Source organism: Paenibacillus sp. TC-CSREp1 (genome assembly GCF_050171015.1).
GTDB classification, from domain to species: domain Bacteria; phylum Bacillota; class Bacilli; order Paenibacillales; family Paenibacillaceae; genus Paenibacillus; species Paenibacillus silvae.
The window spans coordinates 1-18,843 of sequence record NZ_JBNOKM010000037.1 but is presented as its reverse complement, the minus strand read 5'-3'; the positions used below and the strand labels follow the sequence as shown (position 1 = coordinate 18,843).

The window sequence follows — 18,843 nt, the reverse complement described above, 5'->3', positions numbered from 1 at the left end:
CAATGAAAGGGATCGATTATACGACGGGTTCGATCCACCGGTTGTTATTTCGTACGGCCATTCCGATGCTGCTTGCTTCTATGGTTAATGTGATTACCCAGTTAGCCAATGTATTTTTTCTGGGTCATACGAATCAGAGTGTACTGTACGTCTTGTCGCTTTACATTCCCGTTTCGTTTGTGATGATCTCCATCATTGAAGCGATGCAGCTATCTGTTCAGGTGGCGGTGGCCCGCAGCCGTGCAGGCGGCCCCAAAGCATTCACCCAGCTGTTCATGCATATGCTCGGCATTGCCCTGCTGCTTGCCGTGGCGACAGGGGGAATGGTTCTGCTTCTGACGCCTGTGCTCTCATGGTTCTATCATGTGCCTGCCGACATTGAACCGATGTTTACCAGGTATGTGGCGGGAATGATGGCAGTATCCGTCCCGGCAGTGCTTGCAGCAGTAAGCAGCGCCGCACTAAGAGGATTAGGCCGGGCGCAGGCAGCTTCCTGGAACGCAGTAGGCACGGCAGTGCTGAACATTGCTCTTGTGTATACATTTGTCTCTATACTTAGGCTGGATTTGCAGGGTATCATCTATGCCAATCTGATTACTTCTGTCTCTTCCTTAGCCCTATCGCTGCTGGTGCTGTTAATTCGTAAAGAGACGGTTAAGGAAAGGTTTGTTTTTGCTAAGAGGCATTTAATCACACTTCGACATGTGGGTATTCCTGTGTTTTTCTCGTATTGCATGATATTTCTGAGCACTTTTTTCTTTAATAAAATCGTCAGCTATTTCGGAGAAGGAGCAGTTGCGGGATTTGGAGTAGGATACCGAATCCAGACCATGGCTATCCTGCCGGGTATTGTGCTCGGATCAGCGATCGGCATTATTATCAATCATAATTTGCAGGCTCCTCATCGTGAAAGAGCTTATGCAAGCTATCGTCAGGGGCTTATCCACGCATTTGCTTTGTACGTCGTTATTGCTATTGTCGTCTGGATCTGCAGAGATCCCCTGGTCTCATTTCTTATCGAAGATGCAGCAACTCGTGCTGAAGCAGCAAGGTATCTTTCCATTGTTGCCCTATCCTATATTGGCATGGGGCCGATGATGACTACGCTGCTCACGATGGAACAGAGCGGTCGCGGGTATCAGGCTTTACTTTTGAACGCTGTATATTTCCTGATCATTATCGCTCTAGGCTGGGTCTTGACCCGTACCTTCAATCAGGTCATCTATTTCTATGGAGTGATTGCTGGCATGAATGTGATTGGCATGTGTTTCTTTCTACCTTTCATGCGTTTGTTAAAGCGGGAATACGTGGGTGGTGCAGCAGAGCAGGGACGTATTACAGAGGGGGAAGCGGAGTTGTCTCAGCAAGAGTATTCCACACAAACGTGAATTCAGTGATCTACAGGAGGAATCGGCATGAAAACATCAGAACCTGCTTATTTGATAAGACGCATTGCACATACTTGGATTGCTGCGGATGAAACGTTTAGCCAGTTTTATGAGCTGGAGCATGCTGAGGAACTGGAGCCGCGCTGTCCCCCGGAGCTGCCGGGGGTTGAGTCTGCGCAAGCGCCTTTTTTTTTGTACAGACCCCTTTCCGGTCATGAGGTTCCTCGCCTGGCGATCTTGGGCATTCCCTACTCTGGCGGGACAAGCATTCGTCACTCCTCCGTGGGAGAATTTGTACATGCCTTGCGGGAAGAATCATGGAAAAAGGTCATTTATCCTTCGTTAAGCCAAGGCGGCAATTCCAGCTTATATGATATTGGGAATGGGAAAAAATTGCTGCACACAGCTTCTATACAAGACTGGGGCACCTGCATGATGGGTGAGCAATCATTGGACGGACATCTCCCGATTGAAGGAGAGACGTTATATCCTTATCAACGGGGGCTGGAGGCTGCGCTGCATCAAGCGATGCACCAGCAGACACGATTATGCTGTATCGGTGGAGATCATTCCATTACGTATGAAGTGCTTAGGCGGATGTCAGAAATATCGGGCAACCGGACCATGCTGGTCCAGTTTGACGCTCATCATGACTGCGGTATAGATGCCATCTATCAAGAAAATCCGAGCCACTCCAATTTTGTCAGACATCTGCTGGAGCAGGGAACGGTTGCTGCTGTTGTACAAATTGGACTGCGCGGTCTTCGTTCAGCAGAGCAGATGTATCGTCATCCCGGATTAATACAGATCTCAGCCGAACAGATGAACCCGGATAGGGTGAGCCAGGTCTTGAATGAAGTCAGACAGCGTTATGGAGCAGATTCGGCCTATCTAACCTTCGATCTGGATTCCCTTGACCCGGGCAGTTTCCCTTATGTTGACTTTCCTATTGCCGGGGGGCCGACCTGGCAGAATATAAGGGATTGTGTTACAGCAGCGCTGGAAGTCCCGATTTTGTATCAGGGTATGGATATGGTGGAAGGGCAGGGTGTTCAGGCAGATCATCGTATTCCCGGTCACTACGAGATGGCTCTTCGGATGCTGGTTTATATGCTGGATGGCATGGATCGGAATCAGCGTCAGCATTCGATGCTCGCCTGCCCGGATACACAGGATGAGGGAATGCTATCCGAAGCTGGCGTTTCCGGCAATTCACACAGGAGAGAGGTGTAGCGATGCAGGATTTTCGAACCTTATACATGACACATCAGGAACAGGTTAGGGAAGAGATGCAGCGGGAACAAAAAAGCGGGATTAAATTAGGTTTTTTCTACGCATTAATGAATATTGTGAAGGAGCTTTCCCCCCTTCAGCAGAAAGCATCGCTGGAATCGATCTGGATGGATTATCTGGCCTTTTTGCGTACGGTTGATGAGCTTAAACAGCAGCCTTACAGGTTTATGGACTGGGATGAGGTGGAGGGTCGTGAACATCTGCAAACTACGCTGAAGGAAGGCGGGGCTTTGCTGACCTGGCACTATGGATTCGTCAGACATAATATGATCACGATTGGACAAGAGATTCGTGCAGGCTGCATGAAGGCCGGACTGCCCTTCTATCTGGTGGCTGAGCAAGGAACCGTGGAGCAGGAACTGAAGCTGTCATCCTGGAACGCCCTTCGGCAGTACTCGGGTGCCGAGCTGTTAAACGCGGAGGATGAGATGATTGGTATTCGGCTGTACTCCCATTTACGGAAAGGGGGATCCTTCAATCTTTTCGTTGATGGACAGACAGGCTACAATTCGGACAATCGGGCATTGGAACTTCCATTTCTCAGCTCACGCATTCAGACGAGGAGCGGTATTTTTCGCATTTTGGCCAAGGCGCGTAAGCCGGTATGTCCCTATTTCATGATGTTAACAGATGATTTTCGAACTAAAATTGTATTCCTTCCACCCTTCATATTAGAAGAGGATATTCAGAAATCTGCCGAATTTGTGTACGAGCCGTTTCGTAAACAGCTGCTCGCAAAGCCCGAACAATGGAGATTCTGGGATCGCCATCATCAGCAGGTTATACACTGGCAAGACAATGATTCTGAAATTCCCACCAATGAAACGGAGGGGCACGTAGATTGGTTCTCCAGGCCTCTGGAGGGATTTGGTCAGCTGGGACTGAATACGGGGAATGGCATGGTTTACAATTTGAATTAACGTTCTTTTCGAACAGGAGGACGGCAAGCATGGAGTCTTTTATTACAGAGCAGCGCAATCATGTATCCGTTCATATACTGCCTACGCGCAGGTACATTAATCATTATATTCATCTAAGCATCGTGAACGTGCAGGGACGAATTCCACCGATGGTGTTTGCCGTAATTATGCGGATGCTGTTTAAGGTGAGCTCGGGTGCTGCGGGGAAAATAAAACTTCATCACCAGCTGTGGTCTATTGGCGTGAATGAGATCAAGTTCGAACTGGAGCACAAAGGAGACACGCAGGTGGCTTCCATTCGAATGCATATGCCTGCAGATGTACTGCCTCGCACGCAGGAACGTATGCAGATAGCAATGAATCTGCTTGCTGAACTGTTATATGGCTCAAGCCTCGCTGGTGGTTCGAATAGCAAGCTGCATAGAAAAGTTGGGGCAGAAGAGGTTCAGATTCAAGAAGAGCTCATCTGGGCAGAACACTATGCGGGATATAACAGCTCTGCATGGGATGAAGTGGTGCGGGGGCGCTGTATGGAGAGTCTGGGATACATTGGGCGTCCCACTGCGCAGGATTTGAAGCAGCTGCGGACATGTGTGCAGGAGGGGGAACTGAAAAAATGGTATAGCGAAGTTCTTCGCAGCCCGTTTCATGTCCATATCATCGGAGATGTCCAGCCGGACACGATGATAAGGCAGGTCCTGGACACATTTATGCCTGCATTTATTATGGCAGACGACGAGCATAGCTCGCCGGTTATCTTGAATTCACGATCTGCGGAACAGCAGAAGCTTGGGGAGATGATGCTGGAGCTGGCCGATATCCAGCAATGCAAGCTCAATGTAGCTTTTACTACCGGAGTGACCTATGGATCATCTGATTATGCAGCTCTATTTTTATTTCATTCCCTGTTTGGCGCATCACCTGCCTCCAGGCTTAACCTGGAACTCCGTGAACGAAAGCAGTGGGTTTACCAGATATACAGCACATTGGATGACTATAGGGGAACACTTCATGTGACAACAGGAACCAGCAGCAGTTATGTAACAGATGTTTTGGAAGCCATTGATGCGCAGTGGATGAGGCTGTGCGGTGGGGATATCAATGAAGCAGAGATGAACCGGGCTGTCCAGAATATGATGCATTATGTGCAGGTGGGTTTAGACCTTCCGGAGCAGATGGTAAAGCTTCATTTAGACCGTTTGCTCCATCAAGTGGAGATGACAACACAGCAATTTCTGGAGGCCGTCTCGTGTGTAACTTCAGAAGAGATAGCCGTGGTGGCTTCCCGTATGAACAAGGCACTAACCTGGATTTTATATCCTGAGAGCGAGTACACAGGAACTGCTTAGGAGGTGAAACATGAATCGTGCATTGAGTGTTGTTCCAGTACGCAGGCAATTAACGAATGGTCTGTCTGTGCATATTTTCCCGGAGAGCGAATTTCATCATACGTTTGTGTCCTGTACAGTGCCTTATGGTTCCATTCACGATTCAGGATTGCCCGGGAGGGCACATTTTCTTGAACATATGATGTTTGCCAATCCGGATCAGCAGCCCGTCAAGCCGATATTCCATGCCCTTGGAGCTTCTACCTCGGCATTAACACGTTATGACGTAACAACATATCAGCTGGCCTGTACAGGTGAACTCCAAAAAAGTATCGATTTATTTATGCGCATGCTGGCGTCTCCGTATTTCACCCCAATGCATATTGAAGAGGAACGTGCTGCTATTCTTCAGGAATTGTCCATGTTCGCAGATCAGCCTTCCTGGCAGTCTCTGCAGCAGCTTACCCGAATGATGTATGGGGAGCAGCACCCTATTGCACTGGATGTAGCAGGGACACAGGACAGTGTGCACCTTGTAACACCGGATGTGTTATACGAAGCTTACAATACGCACTACGTTACCAGCCAAATGTCAGTGACTGTGATTGGACCTGTCGACACAGAGAACATCATAGACATTTTGGAGCAGTTTCCGGCAAGGGGAGAATACGGGGCGGCAGACAAGTACGCATTGAAGTTTCACCCGGCAACAGTTTTAGAGCATAATAAACAACGCTACGTAGAGCTTGAGATGGGTTTGCCGCTGCCGCTGATTCGCTCGGGATTTCGTGCCGATACGGGCATGTCATTAACGGAACAGGTTGCTTGCATGATCGGTATAGAGGCATTGCTGGGCGATACCTCCGATTTTCAGGCCAATGGTTTGAAGTCGGGTTTTCTTCATTCGGGGGGAACATGGGATCATTATTACCGCAAGGAGTTTGCATTCAGCACCATGTGCAGTTATTCCTCCGATCCTGTTTCTCTGTATAACGTGCTTGAGGATATATGTGAAGATATTCAGACGGGAACGTTCACTCCAGTTCGTATGGAATATGCACGAATGAGATGGCTAAGTAAATATTATACAAGCTGGGACTCGTTAAAACAGCGCTGTATGCACATCTCCGAGCATGATGTAATCGGATTGGATTATACAGAGCTTGGTGCAATAGCACGTAGCTTAACGGAGGAAGATATTTCGAGAGCAATAACCAAGATAGCTGTACCGGCACGTCTGCACATGGTAGTGATAAGATAGAAAACATGCAAGCGGGAGGGAATACAGGATGGAGCTTACTGTGGGAATGGAATCCATGATACCAGCGGTGCAGCAGCCTGACGAAGTCCATATTTGGATTCAGGAATTGCCCATAAGTAAAGCTCAGCTTCATGAAACGGATTTCGTTTGTTCCAAGGTCCTGAGTCTGGATGAGCATACACGCATGGAACGAATGAAGACAAACTCGCCCCTCGGGGCTTACTGCTGGATGCAATCGAGAATTTTCCTTAGAAAAGTGCTGGCTGCGTACATGCAATCCGATGCAAGAGATATTGCCCTGCAATACGGTACAGCCGGAAAACCCTATGTTCTTTCCGGTCCACAGTTCAGCCTTTCACATACCAGAGGACGCTGTATATTAGCCGTTACATGGAATAGCAATCCCATTGGCATCGATATGGAGCAGGTTCGTCCGCTGCTGCGGCAAGAAGCCATCGTACGGCGATTTCTGACGGAAGCAGAACGAGAATATTTCATGGAAGAGCCCCGTTCAGAGGATGAATCATCACCCTATGGTTCATCCCTGCTGCTGTGGAAATTTCTCACTGGAAAAGAGGCCTGGATCAAGGCGGCTGGTCAATCTTTATGCGGTCAGTGGAGAGAACTGGATACAGCACTGGCTGTGCGGAATGATCAGCATGTATTAGAACGGAACGGCCAGAATTATGTGCTGCAGTCGCTGAGCATAGGCAGCAATTACGTTATATCGTTATGTGCATCAGGCAAGACCAGACTCTCTGTACGCTGGATGAATGGTACAGTACAGGAAGTTTAAGAGAATGAAAAACATAATATACCTTACATACATATTGTTAAAATGATGGAATAAACGATAAACTGGACAAATAGAACCTTAATTTACCAATGTTAGAATCATTGGTCCATTCCAAGGAGGTTTGTTATGATCCAGTTTCCGAAGCCCGATGTGGAGCAGTATTTTCAGACGTATCGTATATCACACTTTGCCGTATCAGCAGATGAGAAGCGGCTGTATATGGACAGCAATCTGAACGGTCAACCGAATATCTGGGCCATGGACCTGCCGGGTGGTTATCCGTTTCCATTGACCTACCTGAACCAGAGCAGCCAATTTATCAAAGCCGATCCTGAGGGTCGTCACCTGCTCACTGCCTTTGACCGGGATGGTAACGAGAATTATCATCTCTATGCCTTGCCGCCAGAAGGTGGTGTACCGCTGCCGATCGTACCGGCAGAGCCGAGTGACCGCTGTTATTATGCTCATTTATCCGAGGATGGGAAACGTTTGTATTATAACACCAGTGCTGGCAATCCGAATTATATGAATGCACGCCGTCGCAACCTGGTGACAGGGGAGGATGAGCTGCTGTATCAGGGCCAGGAAGTCACCAGCAGTATAGTTGCCGTAAGTCCAAATGAAGAAGCCTATGTGATTATGAAAATGTACTCCAATACGTACCAGACTGCCCATCTGCATCGAAACGGAAAGCAAATCTCCATCGTGCCAGTAACCGAGCGTCAGAGCCAAATTCCGTATGTGCTGTTTGCGGGAAATGACCGCCTGCTACTAATCACCAATGACAATGCGGCGTATTCTTACGTGGCGGAGTATGTTATGGATACAGGGGAGTTCCGTGCGTTATGCCACATTGAAGGCGAGGATGTAGATGATATCCGCTGGCATGAGGCATCCGAAACGCTGTATATCTGGACACTGACAGGGCCGGAGCATCGCATGTATGTGCTGGAAAAGGGGGCTCATGAACCTCGCCCTATAGACATGCCTCTCGATACGATCGAACAGATGAACGTAACCAAAGCCGGTAACGTGTACATTCTTGGACGCGGTGCCGTGCAGCCGCATAATATCTACCGTCTTACCGCAGGCCGTGAGTCATGGGAAGCGTTAACCGCCAATCGGGTAACAGGTCTGAAGCCGGATGATCTCGTATATCCTGATGTAGTGCGTTACAACTCTTATGACGGGCTGGAGATTGAAGCACTGTTGTTCAAAGCCAAGCCGGATCAAGCGAATGGATATACCGTATTCTGGCCGCATGGCGGGCCGCAGGCATCGGAGGGCAAGTTCTTTCGGCCGATGTTTCAGCTGCTGCTGGCGCAGGGATATCATATCTTTGCCCCTAACTTCCGGGGCAGCACCGGATATGGTGCTGAATTCGTCAAGCTGGTTGAACGGGATTGGGGCGAAGGGCCGAGACTGGACTGTGTTGCAGGTATCCAGTGGCTGTTTGATCAAGGCATCAGCTCACCAGAGCGGCTGTTTGTAGTAGGCGGCAGTTATGGGGGATATATGACTCTGCTGCTCGCGGGTCGTCATGCTGAGATGTTCCGGGCTGCGGTGGATATTTTTGGGCCGAGCAACCTGTTCACCTTTCTGGAATCTGTACCGGAGGACTGGAAGCCGATGATGGACAAATGGCTGGGTGATCCCGTGCGTGACCGTGAACGTCTGACGAAGGATTCACCAATTACGTATCTGGATCAGATGGTGAAGCCGATGCTGGTTATTCAAGGGGCTAACGATCCAAGGGTAGTCAAGGCAGAATCGGACCAGATCGTAGCTGCGCTGGAGGAAAAAGGCGTAGACGTAGAATATATCGTTTTGCATGATGAAGGCCACGGCTTCTCCAGAAAAACGAATGAAATACTGGTTTATCGCAAAATGGTGGAGTTTCTGCAGAAACATCAGGAGGCCCCTGTTGCACAGGTATAAGCCAAATTCAGTCTGGATTTTTAACATGTTTGGGGCTGGAAGGGGTATGAAATGTACAGTGCATGATGTGTAACGACGCAGAATGAGCTATCACGTATACGATGTATTAGGGGCTGTCCCAAAAGTCATTTTATGATTTTTCAGCCCCCACTTTAGACAGGATTTCAAGCAATAGAGAAGCCTTCAAACCCACTTTAGCAGTGGTTTTGAAGGCTTTTTCGTTCAACGTTTGGGACAGCCCCTTCATGTTTTCACATTATACTGCCAGATTCATTGTTGTGATAGCTTCATTTAGCAATCAGGCCGTTTTTTCCATAGTGCTTAATCCAGCAAAGAGAGTACCCTCTCGATGTACTGCTCAGCCCACGTTGCAAAAGGCAGATCGTCCTCCCAGGTCACCTGTCCGGTAGCTTTGGCCTCGCCCCACCACAGAATACGCTGATACAGCAAGTGGATGCGAAGTCGTGAACGGAAATATGCACACTTCTCTGGATCATCTGCACAGATCAGCTGCCGGTAGCGGCGTAGAAATCGGGCTGCCAGATCGGGCTGTCCCTCCCGCAAATATCTTGCGGTCATTTTGGTCAGATCGGCTGTGCCGTCTCCGAAATAAGCGGTTGTAAAATCAAATAATCCACTGAGCTTCCACCGTGATGCAGGCTGATCCCCTTTCTGGATAAGAAAGTTCTCGACCTTGAAATCCCCCATCACAAATTCATGAACTGCCGAAGCCAAAAAAGCGGATTCGGATCGCTTCAATTGCTCATCTACCCAGCGTATGTCAGCATCGGTGATAACAGAGTATTTCTCTGCATCATGCAGCCAGTGGCGAATGCTGCCATACAGCCAGTCCAGATACGAGCCGGCAAAAGGCATGATTTTGTCTGCAACAGGGTCGTATTCCCCGGCATCCGGAGCTTTCCAATGGTGCAGATCGGTTAACGTTTCAGCCAGCAAATCGGCAATGTCTTCATGGTCTTGAGAAGTCAGAGTCGCTTGAAAACCCGGTTCATACAAGTGACACCCGGGCAGCTTCGGCATGATCGCGTAGCTCCAACCGAGCGGTTGTGCATCTTTCTGGATATGATAAGGCAAGGGTACAGGGATGGACGTGCGCACAGCCAGTTGTTCTACAAAAAACTGCTCCTCCAGGAACTGTCCATTGTATAATGGATTTCCTTTCAGAATGAACTCACCTTGCGTCGTTTCCACGAACAGCGTTTGGCCCATGACACCTTGGGCTGTCCGTTGATAGTGAACTAATGTTCCGAGAGTGAAATGATCAAGAGCCTGTTGCAGATCATGTTCGGTGATATGACCGAGACCATTGGCAGCAAAGTATATACGAGTAGTCATAGAAGGCTCCTTATCTCTTCTTAATCAAGCTCTGCTCTGGAAAACAGGTCGATAATAAGATCGTGATGCTCACACGCCTGCTTGAATCCAAGAATAAAGGTAATAAGTGCTTCTTTATCATTTGTATAAGCACAGAACATGTCGGCTTCGGGATCGAAACGAATAACTGAAGTCAGATGCGGCATCTTTTCTTCAAGAAACACAGCCGCAAGGGAGGCCCAGTCATACCCGCCGCCTTCGAATCCTTCATCTGCGCGTGTGTCAAAGACATCCTGTAAATAGGAGCCTGCATTTAAAATGACAGAATAGGAACCGCTGCCTGAATCAATGAACTTAAACGGGGCAATGGCTTCTTTGGAGAACGCTGTCGTGCTCTGGTTTTCTGTGAATACAGCGGTAATTGCTTCTTCTTCGTCCAGCAGCTCAAAATCCTCTTCATCCAGCAGACCACGGATAAACACTTCGAAATTGGGAGCCAGATAAGTAATCTCATAATCACTCTCCTGATCCACATGAACGACACAAGGCTCGCCCTGAGGGCCGCAGAAGCGATAGTCGAGCATAACCACGTCATGACCCGCAGAAGGGCAGTCACAGATGACAACTCCGAGGTCAGGGTATCCCCAATCTTCAATCATAAAGCGACTACCGAACTCTCCACCAAGGGAATACATCTTATCCCGTCCAATACCCATGATGCTTGAAATGGCGATATGATTCTCAGCCCAACTTGTACCCTCTTGAGTCGGGAACGTTGTGCGTGCGGGTACACCGCCATTCTGTGTGGTCATCAACTGAATATAGGAAGCTGGAAGCTTGTAACCGAGTTCCTCTTCAATCGATTGAACCATTGCTTCGTCAAAAGGTGCAGACACGTGATTGTCACGTGCATAATCGCTCTGCTGCCAGAAGACAGCCGGATCGTATGTACCTGAAGCAGTCTGGAGTTGGTTTAGTGTTCCGCTTTGCTCCCACTCAGCCTGTTCTGCCTGCCAGCGAAGGCGATCGCGATCCATTTTAGCTGCTCTGGGGCGAATCCAGTTCAGGAATTCCAGGGTGGACTCATCTTTGGGCTCAAGGCGATCAGCTTCTTCAAAAGCTGTCTGTGCAAGCTTGTATTCAGCAATATGATAATAAGCATAGCCCAAACGGTACTGCCATAAAGGGTCTGATTGACCATGATCCTTGATATCAAATAACAGCTTGATTGCCTTTCTATACTCTCCCAGATTGTTATACGCTCTCGCCAGTTGACCGATTGTTTCATAGTCCTTCTCGGATTCAGGCAGCTCTTCAAGACGTTTAACAATGAGAGCATAGTTTTCTTCTGCATGCCAGGTGTTGATCTGTTCCAACAATTCTTTTTCCATGATTAGACCTCATTTCATATTGAAAGAATATGAAGCTCTTCCAACTATTTTACAAGGTTTAGAGACAAAAAAACACTCTCCATGCTGGCAGCTGTTAAGCTTTCCAGTGTGAGAGAGTGTTTAAATAATAGACAGTCGTTTTCAAGATCGACAGGGTACTCACAGAGATCCTTTATGGAATGCCAGCAGTACACCGTTTTCCCGATCAGGACCTCCCCGCTCGAATACCCTTACAGATCGTCAAATCCGTTATCGTCGCCCACTTTACCGTAGTTACGGGATTTGGCTTCGAAGAAGTCGGTTTTCGTCGCGTTCAGCGCTTCGTCTGAGAATGGTTTGATCCAAGGCATGCAGTTCACGTCAACGCCTTCATACGCTTTTTCCATACCCATCAGACGCAGGCGTTTGTTCGCTGTGTATTTAATGTAATCTTCCAGCTCATTGAGGTCAATGCCGCGAACGTTGCTGAGTGTGTAGTGTGCCCAGTTCGTTTCAAGCTCAACGGCACGGTCAATCGTTTTGTACACGTAATCCATGTTCTCCGGTGTGTTGAGCTCAGGGAAGTCTACAAGCAGCTGCTTGAACACTTCAGCGAAGAAGTAGCAGTGCTGGTTCTCATCCCGCTGGATGTACGAGATCATCTGGCTGGTTGCCATCATTTTCTGGTCACGAGCCAGGTTGTAGAAGAACGCAAACGTACTATAGAAGAAGATACCCTCCAGAATCAGGTCAGCCACCATAGCTTGGAAGAACGTTTGTGGAGACGGGTTATCCCGGAAGCTTTGGTAGATGTCTGCGATGAAACGGTTGCGGTCCAGCAGCACCGGATCATGCTTCCAGTATTCAAAAATCTCTTTTTGCTCCTGCTCGGATACGATGGAAGACAGCACGTAGGAGTAGGATTGGTTATGCACAACTTCCTGTTGTCCGATAATCGCGGAGATCGCTTCAAGCGAAGAATCCGTAAAATAACGTTTCACGTCACCAACAAACATCGTCTGCATGGAATCCAGTACAGCAAGCAGGGAGATGTTGATTTTGAACGTACGTTTCTCCTCGTCATCCAGCTGAGCAAATTGGGAAGCATCCTTGGACATTGGGATCTCGTCAGCGATCCAGTGGTTGAGCAGCAGTACTTTGTACAATTTATACATATGAGGCATACGAATGTCGTTCCAGTTCAGGATACCCGAGCATTCACCTTCAATAATACGGGTCGATTGGTTAGGGGCTTCGGTATTGAAAATTTTCTGTACTTGCATAATCCGTTCACTCCTTGAATGAATTTACACTATAAAAGACGATGACAGAACAAGCCTGTACTGTCTTGGCATATGTTGAACATCTTGCGATGCTATGGTCAGGTTTTGGGCAAAAAAGAACCAGGGCAACACTATTTTGCATTCAAAACAGGATGCCCCGGTGGTCATCATGGTCAGCGTGGCAGGATGGGGCTACCCATTCCTATCACGATGTTACAATCCTTATGCGGATCAGCTTGCGCAGGAATCACATTCCTCGATCGTTAACGCACGGCTTCGAACGTAATACGTGGATTTCATGCCGGCTCTCCAGGCGTGCAGATGCAGCTCCAGGAACTCGGTCGCTTTGATATCCGGACGAACATAAAGGTTGAAGCTTTGGCCCTGGTCAACGTGACGCTGACGGGCAGCCGCCATATTGATGGAAGCATGCTGATCGACCATAAATGCCGTCTTGTAGTACCAGATCGTTTTTTCGGATAGATCCGGTGCCGGGTTGGCAATTTTGTATGTTGTTTTTTCTTCATAAGACAACAGCTCGTAGAGCGGGTCGATGCTTGCTGTTGAACCGGCGATGATGGATGTAGAACCGTTCGGTGCGATAGCAAACATCCAGGCGTTACGCACGCCGTTCTGCTTCACTTCAGCCTGCAGCTCTTTCCACTGCTCTGTAGTTACATATTTACCTACGCGCTCACCTGTTGTGTACTCGCGTTGGTCAAAGTAATGACCGCTCTCCCAGTCGGAGCCTTTGAACTTCGGATAATGTCCTTTTTCCTTGGACAGCTCCATGCTGGCTTGTACGAGCAGGTAGTTGATTTTTTCGTACAGATTATCGTTATAGGTGACAGCTTCCTCAGACTCCCAGCGAATGCCTTCCAGCGCAAGCAGGTGATGCAGTCCGAAGGTTCCCAGACCAACCGCGCGGTACTGGCTGTTCGTGTACTGAGCTTGAAGCACCTCGATGTTGTTAATGTCGATGACGTTGTCCAGCATCCGAACCTGAATCGGAATCAGGCGCTCCAGCACGTTATGAGGTACGGCGCGAGCCAGGTGGATCGAGTTCAGGTTGCAGACCACGAAGTCGCCAGGCACTTTGGAGATCACGATGCGAGTTTGTCCATCCTTGGTCACCAGCTCTTCTTTTTCCACGACAGTAGCGGATTGGTTCTGCATAATTTCTGTACACAGGTTGGACGAGTACACCATGCCATGTGCGCGGTTAGGGTTCGCACGGTTGACAGTATCACGGTAGAACATGTACGGCGTACCTGTTTCCAGCTGTGATTTCATCACACGTTTCATGATGTCAATCGCTTGTACCGTAATGCGGGACAGCAGTGGGTGATTCACGGCTTCCTCATATTTTTCGCGGAATGTTCCTGCACCGAAGGACTCATCGTAGAAATCCTCCAGACCCAGTGCGCGGCCATTCTCGTCTTTCCAGCCCATAACTTTTTTCGTTTCGTGAGGACAGAACAGGCTCCATTCACCACGGCTTGCGACACGCTCCATAAACAGGTCAGGCAAGCAGACACCGTGGAAAACGTCATGTGCGCGCATCCGCTCGTCACCGTTATTCAGCTTCAGGTCGAGAAATGCCAGAATGTCTTTGTGGAAAACATCCAGGTATACCGCGATTGCGCCTTTACGCGTTCCGAGCTGGTCTACGCTTACTGCTGTATTGTTCAACTGGCGAATCCATGGGATAACGCCCGAGCTTGTGTTTTTGTGACCACGGATGTCTGAACCACGCGCTCTGACCTTACCAAGATAAACGCCGATCCCACCGCCCATTTTACTCAAACGGGCTACGTCTGTATTGGAATCAAAGATGCCTTCCAGAGAGTCGTCTACCGTGTCGATGAAACAGCTGGAGAGCTGTCCGGCTACCTTCTTACCTGCATTGGACATTGTAGGTGTAGCTGCCGTCATGTACATGTTGCTCATTGCCCAGTACGCTTCTTTGACCAGGTCCATACGTTTCTCCGCAGGCTCCTGATGCATCAGGTACATCGCAATGATCATGTAGCGCTCCTGCGGCAGTTCCATCACTTTTCCGTCAAAATCATTGGCGAGGTAACGTTCTGCCAGGGTGAGCAGGCCGATGTAATCGAAGAGCAGATCGTTGCGATAGTCGATGCACTCCGCAAGCTCGTCAATCTGTTCCTTGGTGTAACATTCCAGCAGTTCTTCGCGATAGATGCCTTTTTTGACAAGGTCAACAATCAGCGGGTGGAATGCACCATAAGGCTCGTCCGGGTAGGATTTGTATCTGCGGTTTGTTGCCGCTTTTTTGTAAAGGGAAGTAAGCAGGGATCTCGCTGCTGCAAATTTCCAGTTCGGCTCTTCTTTTGTTACCAGCTCCAGAGCGCTCATCATAAAAGCATTGCTGATCTCGTCTCCGGTAACTTCGTCACGACGAAGCTTGCTGGTTACTCCGCGTACCAGACGTTCCTTGTCGAGCATGTCCAGTCCTTCCAGGATACGATCGGCATACACCGAGATACGCATCTCGTCAAAAGCAAGCTGGCGATTGTTCGGCTTGGTCACAACTTGTGGCATGAATATTCCTCGCTTTCACATGATAAAAAAATAAATTGAACCATTCTTGAAATAAGAATAGGGTGGTGTACTCTCAAATGAAGTCAAAATAAGGTCTGCAATGCGGCTATTTATGCGGTGACAGACTCATCCTGGAATCACATTAACAAAGGTGTATACACAGAGCGTGCCCATACAAAAAGCATTCTCCCTGCCTTCCGGCTGAAAATGCCCGTTCATGTTGCGGCTTCTTGCTTGTCATCGCCGTTCAGGTGTCCGACAGAACAAGGTGCAGTATGTAAGCTTTTGTCTGATCAAGTCGTGTCTGCTAAAAAAGGATACCGGGTGCAGTCCAAACAGCCCCGTTAACCTCCATGTCAGTTCTGTTTCGAGAAAGCGATTTACACCTACAGGGGCTTGCCTTTTGAGGTGATTTCATCCTGTTTTTCGCGAAATTCCAGAGGTTGACCCATAGAAGCGGGGTAAAGCGGCATTACTACATTTTGTTGCTGTTAGTATACTGTAACCCAACATATAGTGTTTGTAAACAGGGGTGAAGCAGTAAAACGTAATTCCGAGTATACCATTTAAGCTGCGAATCCGCAAAGGAAAAGGATTGGAAGATTTGAAGTTTATGCGAAAAAAAATTTATAAAAAATGAATGACGTCATCACGTCAGTTTGAATTCGCGTGCTTTTAACTGGTAAAATAAAATGAGTCAAAACTCGACTAAAACTTGAGCGGCAACGGTGAATCGGGGCCCAGAGGAGGCAGAGCGAAGTGGCAATTGCAGAAGTAACGGTTATTCCGATTGGAACAGGAACCACCAGTCTGAGCAGCTATGTAGCGGATATGCAAAAAATATTGGAGAGGCAGCGCGGCATTACATACCAGTTGACCTCGATGAGCACCATTATTGAAGGTCCGCTGAACGAAGTGTTCACCGCCATCGCGGCTCTGCATGAAGCTCCGTTTCTGTCAGGAGCCCAGCGTGTCTCCACATCTGTCAAAATTGATGATCGGCGTGACAAGCCAGATGCCTCCAGCGTACAGAAGCTGCAATCCGTACAGGACAAGCTGACTTCGCTGCATAACAGGCCAAATTAAGGGACATTACGCCGCACGAAGAAAATAGAGGGTAGCTGTGTTCTGTTTGTAGAGCTGGCTTCAGCTTACGAATAGACATCATGCAGAATGTATGGAATGTTAAGGTTAGAAAGTGTTAATCATACGAATTGTTATGTCGAAGGTTGTATATAGAAGAAGCGTATAAGTTGTGTTGTAGAAAGGCCGCATATCCCGGGTAAAGGGAGGTGCGGTCTTTTGGGGTTCTGGCATCAACCAGAATAACTGAAGCTGAGGATGCGTTTCGGTTATTCTGGCGCAGTCCCTGCTCAAGGAGCGCAGCGTATGCCTATTTTTATAATGAGCCCGGTCCGCTGTGTGTCTCATGCATATAGTGAATTGTACCTCAAATTGAAGGAGGGGTTTACATGAGTGGAGTTGTAGGTGGAGTAGGTTATGGTGTTGGCGGTGCATGGACTTCGACTGGTGCAATTCTGGTTCTCTTTATCCTGCTGGTTATCATTTCTAAAGCATTCCTGGTTTAATAAACCATTTCGACTCTAATGATTACGCAAAGGGGGGATAAACATGAGCGAAGTAAGAGGCACAGGCTACGGATACGGTGGCTGGACTTCCACTGGAGCGATTCTGGTGCTGTTCATTCTGCTGGTTATCATCACTAAATCCTTCTGGGTGTAATCGTTTGGGCTCTGCCGGGTGACCGGCAGGGTTTGTTCTGGTTTGTGTGGACAAGCTGGATTGGATGTGGTGACGTCTGGAAGGCATAGGGTGGAGTTAGAGTAGATGGAGATGTGGCAGAAAAAGCAGGAGGGCAGATGGTGAATATTGCAGGACAAGGTAGAGAGTTATGAAGATTGAGGGTAGGGAGTGATGAAGATTGAAGGGAGAGTAGCAAGGATAAGCATTGAAGGACCAAATAGCGAGAATAAAGGTTATATGGCGAAATAGTGAGGAAAAACATTGAAGGACGAAATAGCGCAGATACAGATTGTAGAGCAAAGTAGTGGTTGGTGAAGAGAGCTGGATGGAGTAGTTCAGTGATAGAGGGTTGTAGGATAAAGCAGCTGTAGCGAGCGTTTCTGGATAACGTAGCGGGTGATACAAGATTGAGAGAAGTAGTAAGGAATACACGATTGAGAAAGGATAAGGAAAGGGGATGAGAGGAAAGAAGAGAAAGAAATGGACCGGATCGGGATAGTGGCTAAACGCCTATTTTGGCCTGATGAGGGCCATAGCCCGGTCCGTGCATAGGGCAAATACATAGCTTAGGGGTGTAGGCAAATGTTAAGGAGGAATGAACGATGAGCGAAGTTAAACCTAACTCACCGAACGGACAGGGGCATGTATACGGACACAAAGGAGGACATGAGCAGATGTATGGGTATCAACAATACACAGGTCATGAAATGTACAGTTACGGATGCGGCACAATGCCGATGGGGTATGGTTATGGATATGGTTATGGCTACCAGCCGAATCAGGCGCCAATGATGCATGGATATAACCATGGATGTGCACCTGCCTATGGATACGGCGGAGGAAGCTGGAGCTCTATGGGAACTATTCTGGTGTTGTTCATTCTGCTCGTCATTATTTCCAAAACGATGTTTATCTAAGTCCTCTGTTGAGAGGCCGCAGTCCAGACGTGGACTGCACCATCGGGCGATCGGAAAGCCCGCAGCGATCATCGGATCGAGAGATTATGTGTCTCACAGCATCGTTTGTATAGAATGTAAAAGAGGAAGCCGTATAGAGGATAATTCCGGCAGTAAAGCCGGGGTTATCTTTTTTTCTATTTGTTTTCCACCCTGCGCTCATCCTTTATTTTAGCTTGTTAAACAGGCATTATAAGGTCAGCCCAGCAGCAAATACAACGACAGCTGTCTGCAAAGAAAGCCGGGATAATTGAAAGTATACTTGATATGCCTGCCAAAAGAGTTGGACGGCTAGAGTATCTAAGTTACTCAACTATGACATAATTTCTCAGAGAACCAGAGAACCAGAGAACCAGAGAACCAGAGAACCAGAGAACCAGAGAACCGAGTAGCCAAGTAAGTAAGTAAGTAAGTAAGTAAGTAACCAACGAGATGGTTGAACAAATAAGCAAGCAGATAACCCAGCGATTGAGAATCCAGTAACCGAACAACGAAGCAACCCAACAATTCAGGAACTCAGGAACGCTGCTGCCCCTCACTCAAACAAGCCACAGCTCGGAGCCTGTAGTCCGTAACCCCGTAACCCCGTAACCCCGTAACCCCGTAACCCCGTAACCCCGTAACCCCGTAACCCCGTAACCCCGTA

At 48.3% G+C, this 18,843-nt stretch carries 15 protein-coding genes; 11 read left to right on the top strand and 4 right to left on the bottom strand.

Translation table 11 applies throughout. The features are described 5' to 3' along the window. Positions 1-2: 2 nt before the first annotated feature. The 7 genes from ACQSGY_RS29890 to ACQSGY_RS29860 all read left to right on the top strand — a co-directional run bounded on the left by ACQSGY_RS29890 (position 3) and on the right by ACQSGY_RS29860 (position 8,924). A complete protein-coding gene (locus tag ACQSGY_RS29890; protein ID WP_427182246.1) occupies positions 3-1,388 on the top strand; it encodes an MATE family efflux transporter in 1,386 nt (461 codons plus the stop codon). A 27-nt stretch (positions 1,389-1,415) separates the two neighbouring features. After that, entirely contained in the window at positions 1,416-2,621 is a 1,206-nt protein-coding gene (locus ACQSGY_RS29885) for an arginase family protein (RefSeq protein WP_427182245.1), read from the top strand. 2 nt (positions 2,622-2,623) lie between these two features. Next, positions 2,624-3,601: a hypothetical protein gene (locus ACQSGY_RS29880; protein WP_427182243.1), complete on the top strand. Its 978-nt coding sequence runs from the start codon at positions 2,624-2,626 to the stop codon at positions 3,599-3,601. Between the two features lie 29 nt (positions 3,602-3,630). Continuing rightward, entirely contained in the window at positions 3,631-4,950 is a 1,320-nt protein-coding gene (locus ACQSGY_RS29875) for a M16 family metallopeptidase (protein WP_427182241.1), read from the top strand. A gap of 10 nt (positions 4,951-4,960) precedes the next feature. Continuing rightward, on the top strand, positions 4,961-6,190 hold the full coding sequence (locus ACQSGY_RS29870) for a M16 family metallopeptidase (RefSeq protein WP_427182240.1): 1,230 nt from the start codon (positions 4,961-4,963) through the stop codon (positions 6,188-6,190). Positions 6,191-6,218: 28 nt separating this feature from the next. Further along, positions 6,219-6,986, top strand: coding sequence for a 4'-phosphopantetheinyl transferase family protein (locus ACQSGY_RS29865; RefSeq protein WP_427182239.1), 768 nt, complete (start codon positions 6,219-6,221; stop codon positions 6,984-6,986). A 126-nt stretch (positions 6,987-7,112) separates the two neighbouring features. Further along, entirely contained in the window at positions 7,113-8,924 is a 1,812-nt protein-coding gene (locus ACQSGY_RS29860) for a S9 family peptidase (RefSeq protein WP_427182237.1), read from the top strand. 321 nt (positions 8,925-9,245) lie between these two features. Here ACQSGY_RS29860 and ACQSGY_RS29855 read toward each other — a convergent pair whose 3' ends face one another. The 4 genes from ACQSGY_RS29855 to ACQSGY_RS29840 form a co-directional block, all read right to left on the bottom strand. Further along, positions 9,246-10,280, bottom strand: a complete 1,035-nt coding sequence (locus ACQSGY_RS29855; RefSeq protein WP_427182235.1) for a phosphotransferase family protein — start codon at positions 10,278-10,280, stop codon at positions 9,246-9,248. A gap of 20 nt (positions 10,281-10,300) precedes the next feature. Beyond that, entirely contained in the window at positions 10,301-11,650 is a 1,350-nt protein-coding gene (locus ACQSGY_RS29850; RefSeq protein WP_427182233.1) for an Imm51 family immunity protein, read from the bottom strand. Positions 11,651-11,880: 230 nt separating this feature from the next. Beyond that, a complete protein-coding gene (locus ACQSGY_RS29845; RefSeq protein WP_111269221.1) occupies positions 11,881-12,912 on the bottom strand; it encodes a ribonucleotide-diphosphate reductase subunit beta in 1,032 nt (343 codons plus the stop codon). A gap of 231 nt (positions 12,913-13,143) precedes the next feature. Continuing rightward, on the bottom strand, positions 13,144-15,477 hold the full coding sequence (locus tag ACQSGY_RS29840; RefSeq protein WP_111269220.1) for a ribonucleoside-diphosphate reductase subunit alpha: 2,334 nt from the start codon (positions 15,475-15,477) through the stop codon (positions 13,144-13,146). 759 nt (positions 15,478-16,236) lie between these two features. Here ACQSGY_RS29840 and ACQSGY_RS29835 point away from each other — a divergent pair. The 4 genes from ACQSGY_RS29835 (at position 16,237) to ACQSGY_RS29820 (ending at position 18,158) form a co-directional block, all read left to right on the top strand. Beyond that, positions 16,237-16,563 (top strand): MTH1187 family thiamine-binding protein, encoded by a 327-nt coding sequence (locus ACQSGY_RS29835; RefSeq protein ID WP_111269219.1) that lies wholly within the window; start codon positions 16,237-16,239, stop codon positions 16,561-16,563. A 386-nt stretch (positions 16,564-16,949) separates the two neighbouring features. After that, a complete protein-coding gene (locus tag ACQSGY_RS29830) occupies positions 16,950-17,066 on the top strand; it encodes a YjcZ family sporulation protein (RefSeq protein ID WP_216520044.1) in 117 nt (38 codons plus the stop codon). A gap of 43 nt (positions 17,067-17,109) precedes the next feature. Continuing rightward, positions 17,110-17,220, top strand: coding sequence for a dihydroorotate dehydrogenase (locus tag ACQSGY_RS29825; protein ID WP_188593566.1), 111 nt, complete (start codon positions 17,110-17,112; stop codon positions 17,218-17,220). Positions 17,221-17,843: 623 nt separating this feature from the next. Beyond that, a complete protein-coding gene (locus tag ACQSGY_RS29820; protein WP_186323159.1) occupies positions 17,844-18,158 on the top strand; it encodes a hypothetical protein in 315 nt (104 codons plus the stop codon). Positions 18,159-18,843: the final 685 nt, after the last annotated feature.